Genomic DNA, 17,267 nt, shown 5'->3' on the forward strand with positions numbered 1-17,267 from the left:
CACAAAAGGCGCGAAAAGAACTTCGAGAGGATTCCCATGGCCTACCGCAATTTCGACGATGCCCAGCTTTCGCGCCGTTCGCTGCTGAGGGGCGGGGCGTGGCTGACCGCCGGTGCAGCCATTTCGGGCCTGCCGGGCGGCAGCCTGGCGCTGGCGCACAGCAAATCGGCGGACTGGCCCATGGTCTCCAAGCTGGTCGACAAGTATGTCTCCGAAGGCAAGGTCGCCAACATGGCGGCTGCGCTGGGCTGGGGTGACCGCGATCCCCTCCTCATTGCGCAAGGCACGCTGGCGATCGGCGGCGCAACGCCCGCGGACATGGACAGCCTCTATCGCATCTATTCGATGACCAAGCCGGTCACCGGCATGGCGACCATGATGCTCATCGACGAGGGCAAGCTCGGTCTCGACCAGCCGCTGGCCGAAACGCTGCCCGCATTCTCCAAGATGATGGTGCAAAAGACCTATGACGGTTCGGTCACCGATCTCGTCCCGGCAGAGCGCCCGATCACGATCCGCCACCTCCTGACGCATACGGCGGGCCTTGGCTATTCGATCATCCAGAAGGGCCCGATCCGCGAACAATATGTGAAATACGGCGTCGTGCCCGGCCAGGTGACGCGCCTGCCGATCCCGGGCCTCGGCCGCGAGGAAGCGATCCGCGGCCTCGACAAGTTCGCCAACAATCTCGCCCAGCTCCCGCTGGTCCTGCAGCCGGGCAGCAAATGGAGCTATTCGGTCAGCCTCGACCTGCTAGGCCGCGTGATCGAAGTCGCCAGCGGCATGAGCTTCGACGAATATTTGCGCACGCAGATTTTCGAGCCGGCTGGCATGAACAGCACGTTCTTCCGCGTTCCGAAGAGCGAAGTGCCGCGCCTCACCACCAATTACGGCATCATGGGGGGCACACCGCTGCCGCTCGATCCCGCAGGCGCGTCGATCTATCTCGACGATCCGGCATTCCCGTTCGGCGGGGCGGGGCTGGTTTCCAGCCCGCGCGATTACGACCGCTTCCTCAAGATGCTGCTCGGCTATGGCGAAATCGACGGCAAGCGCGTGATGAGCGAAGCTGCGGTCAAGCTCGGCACCTCGAACCTGCTGCCGGAAACCGCCGTCACAGAGGGCACCTGGGTTGAAGGGCAGGGCTTTGGCGCGGGCGGCCGCGTTTCGGACGGCTCATTTGGCTGGGGCGGCGCTGCCGGAACGGTGGCTTTCGTCAATTACCCGGCGAAGCTGCGGGCAAGCCTCTACACCCAGTACATGCCGTCCGAAGCCTATCCGATCCATGAAGGCTTCCCCAACGCCGTACAGGCCGACCTTGCAGCCATGATGGGCGCGTAAGCGTCGTGCTTTCCTTTTCCGGATCGCGCCTTGATCGCGCCGACCATGTCCGCGCCGATCCGGAGCGGCTGGCCGGCTACATGAACTGGAAGGCTCGCCTGCTCGCACTCGACGGATTGATGCCGTCGATGGACGAAGCAGGGCGCCTCGGCTGGGGCACGCTGGCAGACGCAGGAGAAGATGCGGAGCTGGTGTTCCTCGGTCTCGACGAGGGCAAGGCCTGCTTTGCAGCCGTCCCGCCGCGTGGCGACGCCAGTCCGCGTATGGCGAATCCGCAGCTCTGGTCGCTGATGGCGAATCTGCAGCCCGACGATCTTGCGCTCTATGGCGGCGCACGCAGCATCGTCGACTGGCATGCGCGCCACCGGTTCTGCGCCCAGTGCGGTGGCGATACGAAGCTGGCCAAGGGCGGCTGGCAGCGCGATTGCACCGCGTGCGGGGCAAGCCATTTCCCGCGCACGGACCCGGTCACGATCATGCTGGTCGAATATGACGGCAAGCTGATGCTCGGCCGCGGACTGGGCTGGCCGGAAGGAAGCTTTTCCGCACTCGCAGGCTTCGTCGAACCGGGCGAAAGCATCGAGGAAGGCGTCGCGCGCGAAGTGTTCGAGGAAAGCGGCGTGCGCGTACGCGACGTGACTTATGTCGCCAGCCAGCCGTGGCCGTTCCCCAGCCAGCTGATGATCGGGTGTCACAGCCATGCCGATGACGACGCACTGACCATCGACGAAACCGAGATGGCGGAAATCAACTGGTACACGCGCGACGAGGTGAAAGCCTCGCTGGCAGGCGATGGTCGCTTCCGCGCACCGCCACCCCATGCCATCGCGCATCACCTCATGCATTGGTGGATCCACAAATGACCCAGCCCCGCAAGATGACGATCGATATCTGGTCCGACGTGATGTGCCCTTGGTGCCTCGTCGGCTGGGGCAATCTGTCGCAGGCGCTCCAGCAGCTGGAAGGCGAGATCGAGGCGGACGTGCGCTGGCACGCTTTCGAGCTCAATCCCGACATGCCGGAAGAAGGCGAGGAGCGCACCGCGCATATCGCACGCAAATATGGTCACACGATCAAACAGTCGAAGGAAGTGCAGGGCCAGATGCGGCAGGCTGCCGATGCGGCTGGCGTCTCGCTCGATTACGAGGGGCCGGACCCTGCGCCAGATGCGATGATGTGGAACACGTTCGAAACGCACAAGCTGCTGACCTGGACGGGCGAACGGCACGGCGCGGCAAAGCAAACCGAGCTCAAACTCGCCCTGTTCAAGGCGCATTTCAATGCCCGCCAGCGGATCGGCGAGCGGGAAGTGCTGCTTGATGTGGCGGAAAGCGTCGGGCTCGGCCGCGACGCCGCGTCAGCCGCGCTCGACGACGAGCAGGTCGCCCACAAGACCCGCGCCGAAGAGCGCGCGGCATGGGACATGAACATCAGCGGCGTGCCCGCGATGATCCTGGAGGGCCGGTTCATGGTGCCCGGTGCCCAACCGCCGGAATCCTACGTCAATGCGCTGAGGCGGGTGGCGGAAAAGACGTCTGCGGCTGGGTGAGCGGCTTACGGTCGATAAAACCGCGTTTTCAGGAGCGTCAGAAAATTAGCGCGGCGCTCACGACTGCCATCGGTAACAGTATCAAGGTCCGCAGCAGGAAGATCACCACGAGATCGACAAGGTTCAGCGGCAGCGACGATTTCAGCATCAGTAGGCCGACCTCGGACATGAAGATAAGTTGTCCGACCGAGACCACGGCCACCACGAAGCGCGTCGACATCGCGGGTATGTCCGCAGCGGCTACGGCAGGTAGGAAAACTTCGACAAATCCAACGATCATGGCCGGGGCTGCCTCGGCCGGATAGGCTACCTGCAGAGCAGCCAGCAGCCATGCGAAGGGCTGGCTCAGAATGGCGAAGAAGTCGGTATACTGCACAATTATCGTCGCCACCAAAGCGATGAACATCCCGGCGGGAATAAGACCCAGCCAGATGTCGAGTATGTTCGCGGTGATACCCTTGGCAATTTTGGAAGAGGGCGGGGCACTCGAAGCCTTGCTCAGAGCGGCGTCGAGGGCGGTAGCGAAGGACGGAGCCTGCGTCGCTTCGCGGTCCATGGCGAAGCCGTCGACCAAATAGCTGTCGGCCTTCCTGCTGAGTGGCGGGATGCGCGCCATGATCATCGCGCAGACAATGCCGGTAAGCGTCAGGACACCGTAGAACGGCAGGAAATAGGCGTCCAAATCCAGGAATGCGACGATCACATAGCAGAACGCGATCGAAACGATGGAAAAGTTGGTGGCGATGATCGCTGCCTCGCGGGCGGAATACTGGCCTGATTCGTACTGCTGGATGGTCACAATGACGCCGACCGAACTTCCTCCAAGCCATGACGCTATCGCATCGATCGCGCTGCGGCCGGGTACTTTGAACAGCGCCTTGAACGGGCGTTCAACAAGGACACCGAAGAAATCCATCAATCCGAATTCGGTAATGAAGGGCAGAATGATGCAGGCAATACCGATGGTGACGAGCGCCGGAACGAAGAGTTCGTTGAGTACCGTCACGCCCGTGTCTTCACCCCATATCCATTCGGGTCCGATCTGCCAGAAGATCACCACGGCGCTCACCGCGCCTGCCACGCGCAGCAGCGTCCATGCCAGTCCAGGTCGGAGGATCTGCTCTGTCGCGCTCTCCGACGCGCCGCGCGGCGTGAAGGCGTATGCAATGGTTGCCAATGCAGATACGATGCACAGGATTACGACCGTGATGGGCAGGACTGGTGACGCAACGGCCAGTATCCAGTCCGTGAAGATGGCCATCGGGATCTTGATCCCGACGTCTTGCGGGATCGGGAGGAGGAAAAATGCCGCGCCAATTGCCGACGGCACGATAAAGCGCAGCAAATTTGCGCCCCTGTCAGATTTTTCGCTGCTGATGCCACGCCCCCTTGAACCGAAATCATTCGGGGCGACCCTGCGCCATGGGTGAAGCAAAGCCGTCAGGCGGTCAAATAGCGCGAATCAGGAATTCACAGAGAAACGCCCCACAGAGTCAGTCTGCGGGGCGTTTCTGTCAGCAGGATTTGCGGTTTTAACTGGACCGGTCGTCCTGAATGGCCTGCAAGGTCTTTTCACCTTTCATCGCGTCCTGCGCCGGGTTGTCCGAGCCCACTTCCGGCTCGCGATTTTCGGGGTCGAATGCGCGGTTGAGTTCTCCGCGTGTGCCGACCTGGCGATTTACTTCGCCACCGGACCGGCTCTGCTGCGACGGGGTGTCGTACTTCGTAATCTCGTCGATGAGGTCATTGTCGGGGTGCATGGATTGGCGTTCGGGCATATCAATGTCTCCTTTGCCAAACCAACGGGTAAGCCCTTGGCAATGTTCCGCATTTCATCGCACCGCGCGCTCGTTTTCCCGAGGGCGAGAGCAGGCAGGAGCAATCGGCAAAGAAAAAGGCGCCGCCCGCTTGGGGCAGCGCCTCTTTCGAAAGCCTATCGGCTTGGTGTGGCTTAGCAGTTACCTTCTACGCCGTCGGCACAATCGGTTGCGGATTCGACGTCTTCGCCGATGCCGTCGATCGTGTTGCAGGCCGAAAGCAGGATGGCCGAGCTGCCGAATGCGAGCATTGTTAGGAATTTCTTCATAGTCACTCTCCGATAGCGCAGACCGACGGCGCGCCATGTTTTATCAGTCGGTGACGTCATAGCGATGCGAACCGGATGCGGTTCCGCAGAGGCGTGTCGTAAGTCTTTGGGAAATAGGGCTAGATCAGCCCAAGCCGCTCCAGCTTGCCGGCGAGCTTGCCGGGCAGGGCGTCGCCGATGTCCTCGCCTTCCTCCAGGTCGCGCGGCGGATCGCCCTTGAGATAGCGCCAGCCCTGGTGGGCGCGCTTGGGGCGGGGCAGGACGCGAACCAGTTCGGGCTTGAGGTCGATGGACCAGCGCCCATCCTTCGTTTCGCTGAAGCCGAGGATTTCGCTCCGCGCCACGATCGAGTGCTGGTGAATCCAGTAGAGCGAGCCACCGATGCACTGTTCCCACTTGGTCGGGCGATAGCGAGTGGTGAGGTTCGGACTGCGCCGCTGCGCATACCAGCTTTCGATGTCGCCGTAGCTTTGCGCACCGAAAGCGATCTTGGTCAGGTTGAGCGGCATGGGACCGATGTAGTCAGCAAGGCCCGAACCGCAATGGCGAGAACCGGCTTTCCTACAATGGCGCGGCTGGGGCAGGCATACGTCATGGACTGCGCTTCTCGCCCCTCATGCACGCAATCGCGCCACTTCGAGGGTGGTTTGCAGCCCGAGGATTTTTTCTCTCAGGACCGTGTTCCACCCGTTCCACTCTGTAGGAGATCAGACGACCTGCAACGCCACGGCAAGGCCGAGAAAGGCGAAGAAGCCCATCGAGTCCGTGATCATGGTCACGAAGACGCTGGACGCCACCGCAGGGTCCTGGTCCAGCCGGTCGAACGCGACCGGGACCAGCACGCCGGCAAGCCCTGCGGTCACCACGTTGATGACCATCGCCAGTGCGATCACTGCGCCCAGCAGGGGCGTGAAGATGACCGCCGTCGCAGCGCCGATCAGCACCGCGATGGTCACCCCGTTGAGCAAGGCAACGCGCAACTCGCGTGTCAGGATGCGCCGCGTGTTGCTGCGTGTCAGCTGGTTCATGGCGATCGCGCGCACGGTCACGGCCATGGTCTGCGTGCCCGCATTGCCGCCGATGCTGGCGACGATGGGCATAAGTACAGCCAGCGCGACCAGCTTCTCGATAGCGGCACCGAACGCGGCGATGATGAGCGATGCGATGAGCGCGGTGCCGAGGTTGGCGACCAGCCAGCGCACGCGGCTGGAGTAGGCCTCGCGGATCGGCTCGTTGATGTCGCCTTCGCCTGCGCCAGACATGAGCAGGGCGTCCTCGCCCGCTTCTTCGGCGATGATGTGGACGATATCGTCGACCGTCATCTGGCCCACGAGGCGGCCGTCCTCGTCCACCACGGCGGCGGAGATGAGCCCGTATTTCTGGAACATCAGCGCGACCTCTTCCTGATCGAGCATGGCCGGGATCAGCGTCTGGTCCCGCTTCATCACGTCGCCCAGCGCGATGTTGCGCGGCGTGCGCAGGATCCACGAGAGGTTGCAGGTGCCGACCGGATGATGGCGCTGGTCGACGATGAAGACCTCGAAGAAGTCCTCCGGCAATTCGCGCCCGTCGCGCAGGTAATCGATCAGGTCGCCGACGGTGATGTGCTCAGGAACCGCCACGAACTCGCGGTTCATCAGGCGGCCCGCGGTCTCTTCGGGATAGGACAGGGCCGACTGGATGGCGATCCGGTCTTCCGGTTCCAGCTCGGCGAGGATGGCGCGCTGGTCGTCTTCGTCCAGATCCTCGATCAGCTGGACGGCGTCATCGGTTTCCAGCTGTTCCGCGATCTGCGCCACCGCATCGGCGGGCAGCGCTTCCATCATCTCTTCGCGGACGTAATCGTTGAGCTCGGCAACGACTTCGCTGGTCATCAGGTCGGTGATGGCCGCGGCGAGCTGGTGCCGCTCTTCTCGATCAAACAGTTCGAGAAGGTCGGCGACGTCGGCGGGGTGGAGCGGTTCGACCAGGTCGTAGACCGCACCGGTCTCGCCCGCTTCCAGCGCGTCCTCGACCGAGGAGACGAACTCGCGCTTGAGCGTGTTCTCCTCGTCCATACGCTCGTCGTCGATGCGGTCGTCCGGACGCGCGCCTTCGTCCTGCTCCTCGGGGGCCAGGATCACGTCGTCATCTTCAAGGGGCCGCTCGTGCTCCGCCATCGGGGCCAACCTCTAGGCAGTGGGCCTCATAAAGCAAGCAGAGGGTGACATGAGGCTGTGAACGCCTATGTAGGCGCCAACCGAATTACAGGAGACAATACCAATGGCCGACAAGCTGACCTTCACCCTCGACACCGGCGACGGCGAAAACAAGGACGTGGTGATCAAGCTGCGTCCCGACCTCGCGCCCGGGCACGTAGAGCGCATCACGACGCTGGCGGGCGAAGGCTTCTACGATGGCGTGGTCTTCCACCGCGTGATCCCCGGCTTCATGGCGCAGGGCGGCGATCCGACCGGCACCGGCATGGGCGGCAGCGACAAGCCCGACCTCAAGGCCGAATTCAACAGCGAACCGCACACGCGCGGCACTTGCTCGATGGCCCGCACCCAAGTGCCCGACAGCGCGAACAGCCAATTCTTCATCTGCTTCGACGATGCCGAATTCCTCGACGGCCAGTACACCGTCTGGGGCCAGGTCGAGAGCGGCATGGAACACATCGACGCGCTCCCCAAAGGCGAGCCGCCGGCAAACCCGGGCAAAATCGTGAAGGCTACTGTTGGCTAATGCCTGAAAAGCGCCGCCTTTCTCCCGCTGATAAGAAGGCGCTGTCCTACGCAAAGGACAGGCGCAATTCGTATGGCGAGAATGACAAGGCGGCGCGCAAGGCGATTCCGGCTCGCAAGGCCGGAGAGAATCGCAAGAACAGACGCAAGGCAGGGCAAGCCCTTGATGCGTATGAGAGCCTCGACGGGGGCTCTGCCGACTTGATGGAAAGCTCGCTGACGCACGATATCGAACGCGTCGGCGGGTGGAAGAAGTGTCCGGATCAACCGCTGCGAGATCACATTTCTCAACAAGACTACCGTCGCGACTTCCGAGATGGGCGGAAGCGGTGGTCTCGCAAGAATTACGAGGAAGCGAAAGACGAGGGGCGAACGTCATTCGCATTAAGTTGGCGTGGTTCGGACGTTGAGTCCGAGTTCAAATCTGAGTAAAGCGCCCACTCCCATGAAACCGCACAATTCCCCCAAGACCTACAGGGTCAAGAGCTTCGGCTGCCAGATGAACGTCTATGACGGCGAGCGCATGGCCGAGATGTTGGGCGAGCAGGGCATCGTGCCTGCGCCTGAGGGCGAGGATGCCGACCTCGTCGTGCTTAACACCTGCCATATCCGCGAAAAGGCGGCGGAGAAGGTCTATTCGGACATCGGCCGCCTGACCAAGGCTGGCCGCGAGGCAGGCAAGGAGCCGCTGATCGCGGTCGCGGGCTGTGTTGCGCAGGCCGAGGGCGAGGAGATCATGAAGCGCTCTCCCGCGGTCAGCATGGTCGTCGGCCCGCAGGCCTATCACCGCCTGCCGGAAATGCTCGAAAAGGCAGTGAAGGGCGAGCGGGCGACCGACACCGACATGCCGGCAATCGCCAAGTTTGCCGCGCTGCCAGAGCGCCGCCGCACCAATCCGGCGAGCTTTCTCACCGTGCAGGAGGGCTGCGACAAGTTCTGCACCTATTGTGTCGTGCCCTATACCCGCGGAGCGGAAATCAGCCGCCCCTATGCGGACCTCTTGACCGAAGCGAAGAAGCTGGTCGATGCGGGCGCGAAGGAAATTACCCTGCTCGGCCAGAACGTCAGCGCGTGGAGCGGCGAGGATGAGAAGGGCCATTCGGTCGGCCTCGCAGGCCTCATCCGCGACCTTGCGAAGGTCGATGGCCTCGCGCGCATCCGCTACACCACCAGCCACCCTGCCGACATGGACGACGATTTGATCGCCGCGCATGGCGAGATCGACAAGCTCATGCCCTTTCTCCACCTGCCGGTGCAGGCGGGCAGCGACCGTGTCCTCAAGGCCATGAACCGCAGCCACACGGCGGAAAGCTATTTGAGGCTGCTGGAACGCTTCCGCGCCGCGCGGCCCGACCTTGCACTCTCGGGCGACTTCATCGTCGGCTTCCCCGGCGAGACCGATGCCGAGTTCGAGGAAACTCTCGCGCTGGTGGACGAGGTCAAATACGCGCAGGCCTTCAGCTTCAAATACTCGCCGCGTCCCGGCACCCCCGCCGCCACGATGGACGGGCAGGTCGCCAAGGACGTCATGGACGAGCGCCTGCGCCGCTTGCAGGACGCGCTCAATCGCGACCAGCTTGCCTTCAACGAGGCAAGCGTGGGACGGACGTGCGAAGTCCTCGTGGAGCGCAAGGGCAAGCACTCCGGCCAGTGGCTCGGCAAGTCGCCGTGGCTCCAGAGCGTGTGGTTCGAAGGCGACGCGCAGATCGGCGATCTCGTGCAGGCCGAATTGGTCGAAGCGGGGCCGAACTCGCTTGCCGGAAAGTTGCGGGAAACCGTCTCCGCTTGATGACATCCGCGTGACTTTCCACCGGATCGTCGCGCCATGACTTGCGCAAGCCTGGACAGAGCCTAGATTCCGACTCGGAAACGAAAGGAGCGCATGGCTCGTAAACCCGCACCGAAGGCCCATCAGGCTTTCACACCGCCGCCCAGTCCGCAGCGTGAAGTTCGCCGCGCACAGATCGACATCAGCTTCGATAACCAGAGCCTCTTGGGCGCACTGTTCGGGCAATTCGACGCCAATCTGGTCCAGGTCGAAAACCGCCTCGGCGTTTTCATCGCGGCACGCGGCAATGATCTACATATCGAAGGCCCGGAAGACAGCGTGGCGCGCGCTCGCGACGTCCTGAACGAGATGTATGACCGGCTTTCGCAAGGGCAGGACCTGGATGCAGGCGCCATCGAATCGCTGATCTCCATGTCCAACGAGCCGACGCTGGATGGCATCATGGATGCAGAGCCCAAGGGCCCGCCGATCATGATCCGCACGCGGCGCAAGACCATCGTACCGCGCAGCGCCATGCAGGCGACCTACATGCGCTCGCTTACGCGCGACGATATCATCTTTGCGCTCGGCCCGGCGGGTACCGGCAAGACCTATCTGGCTGTTGCGCAGGCCGTGGCGCAGCTTATCAATGGCAGTGTGCAGCGCCTGATCCTGTCCCGCCCTGCGGTGGAGGCGGGCGAGAAGCTCGGCTTCCTGCCGGGTGACATGAAGGACAAGGTCGATCCCTATCTGCGCCCGCTCTACGACGCGCTTTACGACTGCATGCCGCCCGAACAGGTGGAGCGGCGGCTGGCGTCGGGAGAGATCGAGATCGCGCCCATCGCCTTCATGCGCGGCCGCACGCTGGCGGACGCCTTCGTCATTCTCGACGAAGCTCAGAACACCACGCGCGAGCAGATGAAGATGTTCCTCACCCGTTTCGGCCAGAACAGCCGCATGGTCATTTGCGGCGACCCGCGGCAGGTCGACATTCCCGGCGGTGACGGCATGAGCGGCCTTGCGGATGCGGTCGGCAAGCTGGAAGGCGTCGATGGTTTCGGCACCATCCGCTTCACCGCCGCCGACGTCGTCCGCCATCCGATCGTGGGGCGCATCGTCGAGGCTTACGAAGGGCCGGCGGCCTAGGTGCAACTCGATCTGGAAATTGACGGCTGGCCAGGTGAAACCGATTGGGCAGCCTTATCGGAAAATGTGCAAGATGCTGCGGCTTCGGTCGAGCCAGCCCTTGCATCCGGCCGCCTGGTCACCAGCATTCTGTTCACAACCGACGACGAAGTTCACACACTCAACAAGGAATGGCGCGGCAAGGACAAGCCGACCAATGTGCTGTCTTTCCCGATGTTGGAGCGTCAGGACTTGCTCGAATTGGGCGATGAGGGGCCGCCCGAAATGCTTGGCGATATCGCGCTGGCATTAGAGACTTGCGAGCGTGAAGCGGGTGAGAAAGGCGTCTGCCTGAGGGACCACACAGCCCACTTGCTGATTCACGGTTTCCTGCATCTTGCAGGGCACGACCACGTCGATTCCGACGAGCAGGCCGCTGCCATGGAAAAACTCGAGATCGAAGCGCTTGCAAAATTGGGTATAGCGGACCCATATGGGGACCGCGACAAATAGGAGTACGCACCCGGCCCATGGCCAATTCTTCCACCCCCGCCGGAGACGCGGAGAGTAGCAGCGGGCTGTGGCCCGCGATCCGTAAACTGTTCGACCCCGATAGCGGCGAGCGCTCCCTGCGCGCGCAGCTCGAAGAGGCTATCGACGAACACGAAGGCGAGAACGGCGATTCCTCGGCCGAAGACGATGCCAAGGGCGACCTGTCCGGCGTAGAACGCCAGATGCTGCGCAACCTGCTGCATTTCAGCGAGCACGATGCCGATGACGTCGCGGTGCCGCGCGGCGAAATCGTGGCCATGTCCGCCGATGCAAGCTGGGACGAGTTGGTCGAGACTTTCTCGGAGCACGGCCATTCGCGCATGCCGGTCTATCGCGGCCAGCTCGACGATGTAATCGGCATGATCCACATCAAGGACGTATTCCCCTTCCTGGCGGAGAAAAAGGAGCCGCCCGCCGACTGGACCGTGCTGATGCGGCAACCGCTCTATGTCCCGCAGACGCGCAACGCGCTCGACGTGCTGGCAGATATGCGTGCTCAGCGCATGCATCTGGCAGTCGTCATCGACGAATTTTCCGGCACGGACGGGCTGATCACCATCGAAGACCTCGTCGAAGAGATCGTCGGGGAGATCGAAGACGAGCACGACGAATTGCCTGAGGAATGGATCGTGTCGATCGGCGAAGGGATGTGGGACTGCGACGCCCGTGCCGAACTCGACGACGTGGCGCAGAAGGTGGATCCCCGCCTCGCCGAGGTCGAAGAGGCGGTCGATACGCTTGGCGGCCTGGCTTTCGTTCTGGCAGAACAGGTCCCGCCGGTTGGCAAGGTTCTGGAACATGAAAGCGGCTGGCGGATTGAAATCCTCGATGGTGACGAAACTCACGTTAAACGCATGCGCCTGCATGAGCCGCCCTCAGGTGCCGCCACGGATGAGTGACCGCTCTGTTGCAATATTTTGCACATTGGTCCTCGACAGCGTCGCCGGGGCGCAATAGGCCGCAGGCAATATGGCTGTCCGCAGACTACCTCCCTTGCGCGCCCTCGAGGCATTCGTCCGAACGGTGCGGCTGGGCTCTGCTCGCGCCGCAGCGGATGAATTGGGCTTAAGCCCTTCAGCGCTGTCACGGCGTATCGGGAATCTCGAGGATTTCGTCGGCAAGAAGCTCTTCACGCGGGCACGTCAGGCTATGCAACTTACCGACGACGGCCATGCGTTCTACGAAGCTGTGAATCCCCAGCTTGAAGCCCTGGCAAGGGCGGTCGAGAGCCAGTCCGACAATCTTTCCGTCCTGCGGTTGCACTTGGGCGTGTTGCCGCTGTTCGGAAGCCAGAGGCTATTTCCGCGCCTGGCGGAATTGCGCGCGCGTCATCCGCTGCTCCACATCGATATCGACACCGGCCCTCATCTCGAAGACCGGGTGGGTGACACGCTGGATGCGGCGATTATCCTGTCGCGCGGGCCTGCCAGCGGCCTCCACGCCGTGCGGCTCGACTTCAACATGGTGCACGCGATCGCGAGCAAGGAACTCGCCGCGAAGCTCGGCGACAAGCCGGATCCGGAATTGCTCGGGCGCCAGACCTTCCTGATCCACAACGGATTGCCCGAAAGCTTCGTCGCCTGGAAAGACGAGCTGGGCCTCAGGGATATCGAGCCGGCGGCAATCGATCACTTCGATTCGGGACAGCTCATGCTCGAGGCTGCTGCACAGGGCCTGGGCATCGCGATCATGCACGACGATCACTTGCGCCGCGCAGCGGACGATCGCCTGACCGATCTCTACGGGGTCGAGGTCGAAAGCCCCTATAGCTACTGGTTCGTCTGCAAACCCACAGCTCTGGAAGAAAGGCCGGTGCGCCTCTTCCACGATTGGCTCGTGAAGGCCGAGCTTTAGCCTTCCGCTTCGGCTTGTGGCGGTTTGTATCGCACTGCGTCGACAACGTGCTGATAGTCGCGCAGCGGCCCTCCGAGGTTCGCGACAAGTCGTTCTTCGATCTCTTCACGCGCCTTGGCCGCAATGGCTTTGCGACCGTGGTATTCTTCCGGACTGAAAGGTTCGAGATAGTGGAGGCGCAACTTGAATGTCCCGCGCCGTGCCATGACGCGCATCGCGTTGTGCAATCCACTTTCTTCGCCGATCCAGCCGATTTCCTCTGAATTCGTGCCGTAATCGACGACAACGGGCTGCACCATTACACCTGGAGGAGGCGGCTCCAGGACCGAGATCATGCTGGACTTGAAGGGTAACAGGGAATGTCCGTCGGTAACGGTCCCTTCCGGGAAAACGGTGACGGACCAGTTGTCTGCCAGGGCTTCCTTCAGCGCATTGATCTGTTCAGCCACACCCATGCGGTGTTCGCGTTTGACGAAAACCGTCCGGTTGAGGCTGCAGAGCCAGCCGATGACGGGAACCTGGCTCAACTCGTACTTCGCGACGAAAGCGGTCCCGCTGGCTCCTGCCATGGCGAGGATGTCGATCCACGACACGTGGTTTGCAATAAAGAAGACATCGCGGCGAAGGGGGGTGCCGACCACTTCGACCCGGGCTCCGACGACCCGCGCCGTGTAGCGCAGGAAAAGCATCGGGAAGGGCGAGCCGTAAGCAAAAATGCGGAAGGCATAGTGTAACGGTACGAAGAACAGCAGAAGCAGGACGATGCCGACTAGACGGAGGATGAAGCGGATCCATCCGATCAGTGTCAGGGGAACCTTCTCGCCGCGCGCCGCGGCCAGCCGCTTCTTGGAGTAACGCTCCAGACGGCGCTCAGCTTTCGCGGTCGAGGCGGACGCCATAAAGCTCCATGCGATGGTCGACGAGACGATAGCCCAGTTTCTCGGCAATCTGCTTCTGCAGGGCTTCCAGTTCAGGATCGACGAACTCGACGACCTTGCCGCTTTCCACATCGATTAGGTGATCGTGGTGCGCTTCCGGCGCCGCTTCGTAGCGAGCGCGGCCGTCACCGAAATCGTGCCGGTCGAGAATGCCGGCTTCTTCAAACAGGCGAACGGTACGATAGACCGTGGCAATGGAGATGCCGGGATCGATCTTGTTGGCGCGTTCGTGCAGCATTTCCACGTCAGGATGATCGTCACTCTCCGACAGCACTTTCGCAATAACGCGACGCTGCTCGGTAATGCGCAGTCCCTTGTCAGCACAAAGCTGCTCTAGATCGATCTTCTGGTGCAATGGGGCTCCCCGATTGAAAACGCCCCGCACCCTTATCGGGCCGGGGCGTTGTTCTCAAGCAGGCAGTGCTGATTAAGCGGCTTTACGACGTCCGCGCTTCTGGCCGGGTTTGCGGCCAAGACCGATCTTCTTGGCGAGATCGCGACGCGTATCGGCGTAATCGGGTGCAACCATCGGATAATCGGATGAAAGATCCCAACGCTGACGATATTCGTCAGGAGTCATTCCGTGCTCTGTCGAAAGGTGCCGCTTGAGCATTTTCATCTTCTTGCCGCAGTCTAGGCAAACAATGTGGTCTTTTTTAATGGACGAGCGGATGGAAACGGCCGGATCAGGACGGACTTCTTCAGCGGCATTGCCGCCTTCGAGGCCGGACAGTGCAGCATAGACATTCGAAATCAGCGTCGGCACGTCGTCAACGGCAACGCTGTTATTGCTGACGTGGGCAGCAACGATATCCGACGTCAACGTAATGAGCGTTTCGGACATGTCGGTTTCGAATTGATCCATAGTGCAAAATCTCCCTTTTCTTGTGGCTATAACCAAGTCCAAGGGGTGTCTACTCAAAATTGTACAAAACCGCCACTTTTGTCGCATGTATACAAGAATCCGCTGAGAAGCAGCCGCTTAGAGCGCTTTCCCGAATGTGACCGCGTCGATTTTTGTGCCGTCCTCGGTGCGGTAATAGTCCTTTCGCCTGCCTATCGGCACGAAGCCGGCAGATCGGTAGACTTTCTCGGCCGGGTTGTTTGCCCGCACCTCGAGAAAAACGTTGGTGGCTCCCATCCGGGCCGATTTTTGCAAGAACTCAGCGATCAGTTTGCTACCGAGGCCATGTCCCCGTTTTTCAGGTAGTACCCCGATAAGAAGTAATTCCACTTCGTCGAGCACCTTGCGTGCCAATACAAATCCCGCGGCAGGGCTGTGCTCGTCGGGATACCGCCCCGCCTCATCGAACAGGATCAGAAAGCCAGAAGAAAGGGCCAGTGAGTCCTCTACTTGGCGACGCGTCCATGCTTCACGCCAGTGAGGATCAAACGCGGCATCCATGACCGCCATGGCCTTATCCAGGTCGTTCATCGCGATGGCAGTTTGGCGTCCGGCCCGCGTCCATACAAGGGTGAGAGCTGGTCGGTGAGCAAGGCTTCAGGAACCGCATCGAAGCAAGAGGCATCGGGGAGGGCGGTCACGACCCTGTCCTCCGGATGACCGATCATCGCGGCCAGATCTCCTGCGCGCGAACCGGCAATCGTTGCGCGGGCCGCCCGTTGTGCGGCGTTTTCCGGCGTCAGGGAAGAAAGCTCGCACAAGGGCAATCCGTCGGATCCGAAATCCTGGACGAACCATTCGCCATGGCCGCCATTCATGCAGACGGTGACATCGCTCGCTCCTTGGTCGCGCGCTATTGCGGCTACGAGGGCAAGCGTCTGATAGCCGCGAACCTGGACGTTCCAGGCGATGCCCAATGAGCGTGCGGCGGCAAGACCGATCCGTACTCCGGTAAAACTTCCCGGGCCCAGCGAAACGCAGATCATGTCGGCTCGACCACGGTTCTCAAGGCGAGAGATCATGGGGACAAGCTTTTCAGCATGACCGCGGCCGATCGTCTCGTGGAATGCTCCCACGGCGCGCCCCTCTTCGAAAAGCGCAACCGAGCAGGCTTCTGTGGCAGTTTCTATCGCAAGCAAACGCATGGATGCGCAGTGCCCCACCCTTGCTTACGCTTCAAGTCAGGCGATTGAGTTGAATGTGTCGAAGTCCGGTCGCGGGCTGCGATCGAAAATCGTTGTCGCATCGCCATAACCGATCGAGCAGATGAAGTTGGTCCTGTGTTTCGGGTTGTCCCCGAAGAAGGCCTTGTCGACCGCGTCCGCATCGAAACCCGACATCGGACCGCAGTCGAGACCGACGGCGCGTGCTGCGATCATGAGGTAGGCGCCCTGAAGCGAGGAATTGCGGAATGCGCCTTCCTTGCGTCCTTCCTCGTCGCCATTGAACCAGCTCTTGGCGTCAGTATGGGGGAAGAGCCAAGGGAGCTCTTCATGGAAGTCGATGTCGTACCCGATGATAGCCGTAACCGGGGCAGTCAGGATCTTGTCGGTGTTTCCTTCCGACGCACAATCGGCGAGCTTCTTCTTTGCATCTTCCGATTTCACCCAGATTATGCGCGAGGGCTGCATGTTCGCCGATGTCGGCGCCATCTTCAGCAATTCGTAGATTGCATGAATCTGTTCGTCCGACACTTCTTTTTCGAGCCAGCCATTATAGCTGCGCGCCTCGCGGAATACCTGGTCGAGGGCGTCGGCGGAAAGTGTGGTGTCGTGAAACTGCTTGGTCATCGAATACTCGCGTGTCGAAATTGATATTCAGGCTGCGCGAACCTCAACGACCTCCGGGACGTAATGTTTCAACAGGCCCTCGATTCCGTGTTTCAGTGTGGCTGTCGAGGAAGGACACCCTGCGCAGGCGCCCTGAAGCTGCAGATAGACAATACCGTCGCGAAACCCGCGATACTGGATGTCGCCGCCATCGCCCGCAACTGCCGGGCGCACCCGGGTTTCCAGCAATTCGTTGATCTGGGCAACGATATCGGCATCAGCCTCGTTTTCCTCAACAAGCAAATCTTCGTCATCCGCCGGGACGGAGATTCCGCCTGCGGTGCCTGCAGCAAAAAGCGGAGCCTCGGACACGAAATGATCGAGAAGGATGGAAAGGACCTGCGGCTTGAGGTCGGCCCAACTCGCGCCCGGCGCGGCCGTCACGGTCACGAATTCGCCGCCGAAGAAAACGTTCACCACCTCTCCGGTGTCGAAGATCGCCTGGGCCAGCGGACTGGCTTCCGCCGCTTCGGGCGATGCGAACTCGCGGGTCCCCTGGCCCATGACGGGACGTCCCGGCAGGAACTTGAGGCTGGACGGGTTGGGCGTGGTTTCGGTTTCGATGAACATGCTGCGCATGTAGTGATGCGGGCCCATA

General features: G+C 61.6%; 22 protein-coding genes. 10 read left to right on the forward strand and 12 right to left on the reverse strand.

Translation table 11 applies throughout. The annotated features are described in order from the left end of the window. Positions 1-36 precede the first annotated feature (36 nt). The 3 genes from GRI34_RS02305 to GRI34_RS02315 all read left to right on the forward strand — a co-directional run bounded on the left by GRI34_RS02305 (position 37) and on the right by GRI34_RS02315 (position 2,890). On the forward strand, positions 37-1,341 hold the full coding sequence (locus GRI34_RS02305; RefSeq protein WP_160594561.1) for a serine hydrolase domain-containing protein: 1,305 nt from the start codon (positions 37-39) through the stop codon (positions 1,339-1,341). Positions 1,342-1,421: 80 nt separating this feature from the next. Continuing rightward, positions 1,422-2,204, forward strand: a complete 783-nt coding sequence (gene nudC, locus GRI34_RS02310; RefSeq protein WP_234028244.1) for an NAD(+) diphosphatase — start codon at positions 1,422-1,424, stop codon at positions 2,202-2,204. Further along, a complete protein-coding gene (locus tag GRI34_RS02315) occupies positions 2,201-2,890 on the forward strand; it encodes a DsbA family oxidoreductase (protein ID WP_160594563.1) in 690 nt (229 codons plus the stop codon). The genes nudC and GRI34_RS02315 overlap by 4 nt, the downstream gene beginning before the upstream one ends. A gap of 37 nt (positions 2,891-2,927) precedes the next feature. Here GRI34_RS02315 and GRI34_RS02320 read toward each other — a convergent pair whose 3' ends face one another. The 5 genes from GRI34_RS02320 to mgtE form a co-directional block, all read right to left on the reverse strand. Continuing rightward, positions 2,928-4,235, reverse strand: a complete 1,308-nt coding sequence (locus tag GRI34_RS02320) for a YjiH family protein (protein ID WP_160594564.1) — start codon at positions 4,233-4,235, stop codon at positions 2,928-2,930. A 187-nt stretch (positions 4,236-4,422) separates the two neighbouring features. Next, positions 4,423-4,668, reverse strand: a complete 246-nt coding sequence (locus GRI34_RS02325) for a hypothetical protein (RefSeq protein WP_199800099.1) — start codon at positions 4,666-4,668, stop codon at positions 4,423-4,425. A gap of 173 nt (positions 4,669-4,841) precedes the next feature. Next, a complete protein-coding gene (locus tag GRI34_RS02330; protein WP_100260903.1) occupies positions 4,842-4,976 on the reverse strand; it encodes an entericidin EcnA/B family protein in 135 nt (44 codons plus the stop codon). A 119-nt stretch (positions 4,977-5,095) separates the two neighbouring features. Beyond that, entirely contained in the window at positions 5,096-5,485 is a 390-nt protein-coding gene (locus tag GRI34_RS02335; RefSeq protein WP_160594565.1) for a DUF1489 family protein, read from the reverse strand. A gap of 198 nt (positions 5,486-5,683) precedes the next feature. After that, positions 5,684-7,135, reverse strand: a complete 1,452-nt coding sequence (mgtE, locus tag GRI34_RS02340) for a magnesium transporter (RefSeq protein WP_160594566.1) — start codon at positions 7,133-7,135, stop codon at positions 5,684-5,686. Between the two features lie 103 nt (positions 7,136-7,238). On the opposite strand from mgtE, the gene GRI34_RS02345 reads away from it, so the two are divergent. The 7 genes from GRI34_RS02345 (at position 7,239) to GRI34_RS02375 (ending at position 12,998) form a co-directional block, all read left to right on the forward strand. Then, entirely contained in the window at positions 7,239-7,700 is a 462-nt protein-coding gene (locus GRI34_RS02345) for a peptidylprolyl isomerase (protein ID WP_090482517.1), read from the forward strand. Further along, positions 7,700-8,131 (forward strand): hypothetical protein, encoded by a 432-nt coding sequence (locus GRI34_RS02350; RefSeq protein ID WP_160594567.1) that lies wholly within the window; start codon positions 7,700-7,702, stop codon positions 8,129-8,131. The genes GRI34_RS02345 and GRI34_RS02350 overlap by 1 nt, the downstream gene beginning before the upstream one ends. A gap of 13 nt (positions 8,132-8,144) precedes the next feature. After that, positions 8,145-9,488 carry a tRNA (N6-isopentenyl adenosine(37)-C2)-methylthiotransferase MiaB gene (gene miaB, locus GRI34_RS02355; protein ID WP_160594568.1) on the forward strand — a complete coding sequence of 448 codons (1,344 nt, stop codon included), beginning with the start codon at positions 8,145-8,147 and terminating at the stop codon, positions 9,486-9,488. A gap of 93 nt (positions 9,489-9,581) precedes the next feature. Beyond that, a complete protein-coding gene (locus tag GRI34_RS02360; RefSeq protein WP_160594569.1) occupies positions 9,582-10,613 on the forward strand; it encodes a PhoH family protein in 1,032 nt (343 codons plus the stop codon). Further along, complete coding sequence (gene ybeY / locus GRI34_RS02365) at positions 10,614-11,105, forward strand: rRNA maturation RNase YbeY (RefSeq protein WP_160594570.1); 492 nt, start codon at positions 10,614-10,616, stop codon at positions 11,103-11,105. 17 nt (positions 11,106-11,122) lie between these two features. Then, positions 11,123-12,043: a hemolysin family protein gene (locus tag GRI34_RS02370; protein ID WP_160594571.1), complete on the forward strand. Its 921-nt coding sequence runs from the start codon at positions 11,123-11,125 to the stop codon at positions 12,041-12,043. 70 nt (positions 12,044-12,113) lie between these two features. Then, positions 12,114-12,998 carry a LysR substrate-binding domain-containing protein gene (locus tag GRI34_RS02375; RefSeq protein ID WP_160594572.1) on the forward strand — a complete coding sequence of 295 codons (885 nt, stop codon included), beginning with the start codon at positions 12,114-12,116 and terminating at the stop codon, positions 12,996-12,998. Here GRI34_RS02375 and GRI34_RS02380 read toward each other — a convergent pair. The 7 genes from GRI34_RS02380 to GRI34_RS02410 all read right to left on the reverse strand — a co-directional run bounded on the left by GRI34_RS02380 (position 12,995) and on the right by GRI34_RS02410 (position 17,239). Then, entirely contained in the window at positions 12,995-13,897 is a 903-nt protein-coding gene (locus GRI34_RS02380; protein ID WP_160594573.1) for a lysophospholipid acyltransferase family protein, read from the reverse strand. The genes GRI34_RS02375 and GRI34_RS02380 overlap by 4 nt on opposite strands. Continuing rightward, entirely contained in the window at positions 13,869-14,291 is a 423-nt protein-coding gene (locus tag GRI34_RS02385) for a Fur family transcriptional regulator (RefSeq protein ID WP_090482542.1), read from the reverse strand. Before GRI34_RS02385 ends, GRI34_RS02380 begins: the two co-directional genes overlap by 29 nt. A 72-nt stretch (positions 14,292-14,363) precedes the next feature. Further along, on the reverse strand, positions 14,364-14,801 hold the full coding sequence (locus GRI34_RS02390; RefSeq protein WP_160594574.1) for a MucR family transcriptional regulator: 438 nt from the start codon (positions 14,799-14,801) through the stop codon (positions 14,364-14,366). Positions 14,802-14,918: 117 nt separating this feature from the next. Further along, the gene (locus GRI34_RS02395; protein ID WP_160594575.1) at positions 14,919-15,371 is read right to left on the reverse strand and encodes a GNAT family N-acetyltransferase; all 453 of its coding nucleotides are present in this window, start codon (positions 15,369-15,371) and stop codon (positions 14,919-14,921) included. Then, on the reverse strand, positions 15,368-15,985 hold the full coding sequence (gene tsaB / locus GRI34_RS02400; RefSeq protein WP_160594576.1) for a tRNA (adenosine(37)-N6)-threonylcarbamoyltransferase complex dimerization subunit type 1 TsaB: 618 nt from the start codon (positions 15,983-15,985) through the stop codon (positions 15,368-15,370). The genes GRI34_RS02395 and tsaB overlap by 4 nt, the downstream gene beginning before the upstream one ends. Positions 15,986-16,021: 36 nt before the next feature. Continuing rightward, positions 16,022-16,630 carry a malonic semialdehyde reductase gene (locus tag GRI34_RS02405; RefSeq protein WP_160594577.1) on the reverse strand — a complete coding sequence of 203 codons (609 nt, stop codon included), beginning with the start codon at positions 16,628-16,630 and terminating at the stop codon, positions 16,022-16,024. A 27-nt stretch (positions 16,631-16,657) separates the two neighbouring features. After that, positions 16,658-17,239 carry a NifU family protein gene (locus GRI34_RS02410; RefSeq protein ID WP_160594578.1) on the reverse strand — a complete coding sequence of 194 codons (582 nt, stop codon included), beginning with the start codon at positions 17,237-17,239 and terminating at the stop codon, positions 16,658-16,660. Between the last annotated feature and the right edge of the window lie 28 nt (positions 17,240-17,267).

It is taken from the genome of Qipengyuania aquimaris, from assembly GCF_009827445.1.
GTDB lineage: Bacteria > Pseudomonadota > Alphaproteobacteria > Sphingomonadales > Sphingomonadaceae > Qipengyuania > Qipengyuania aquimaris.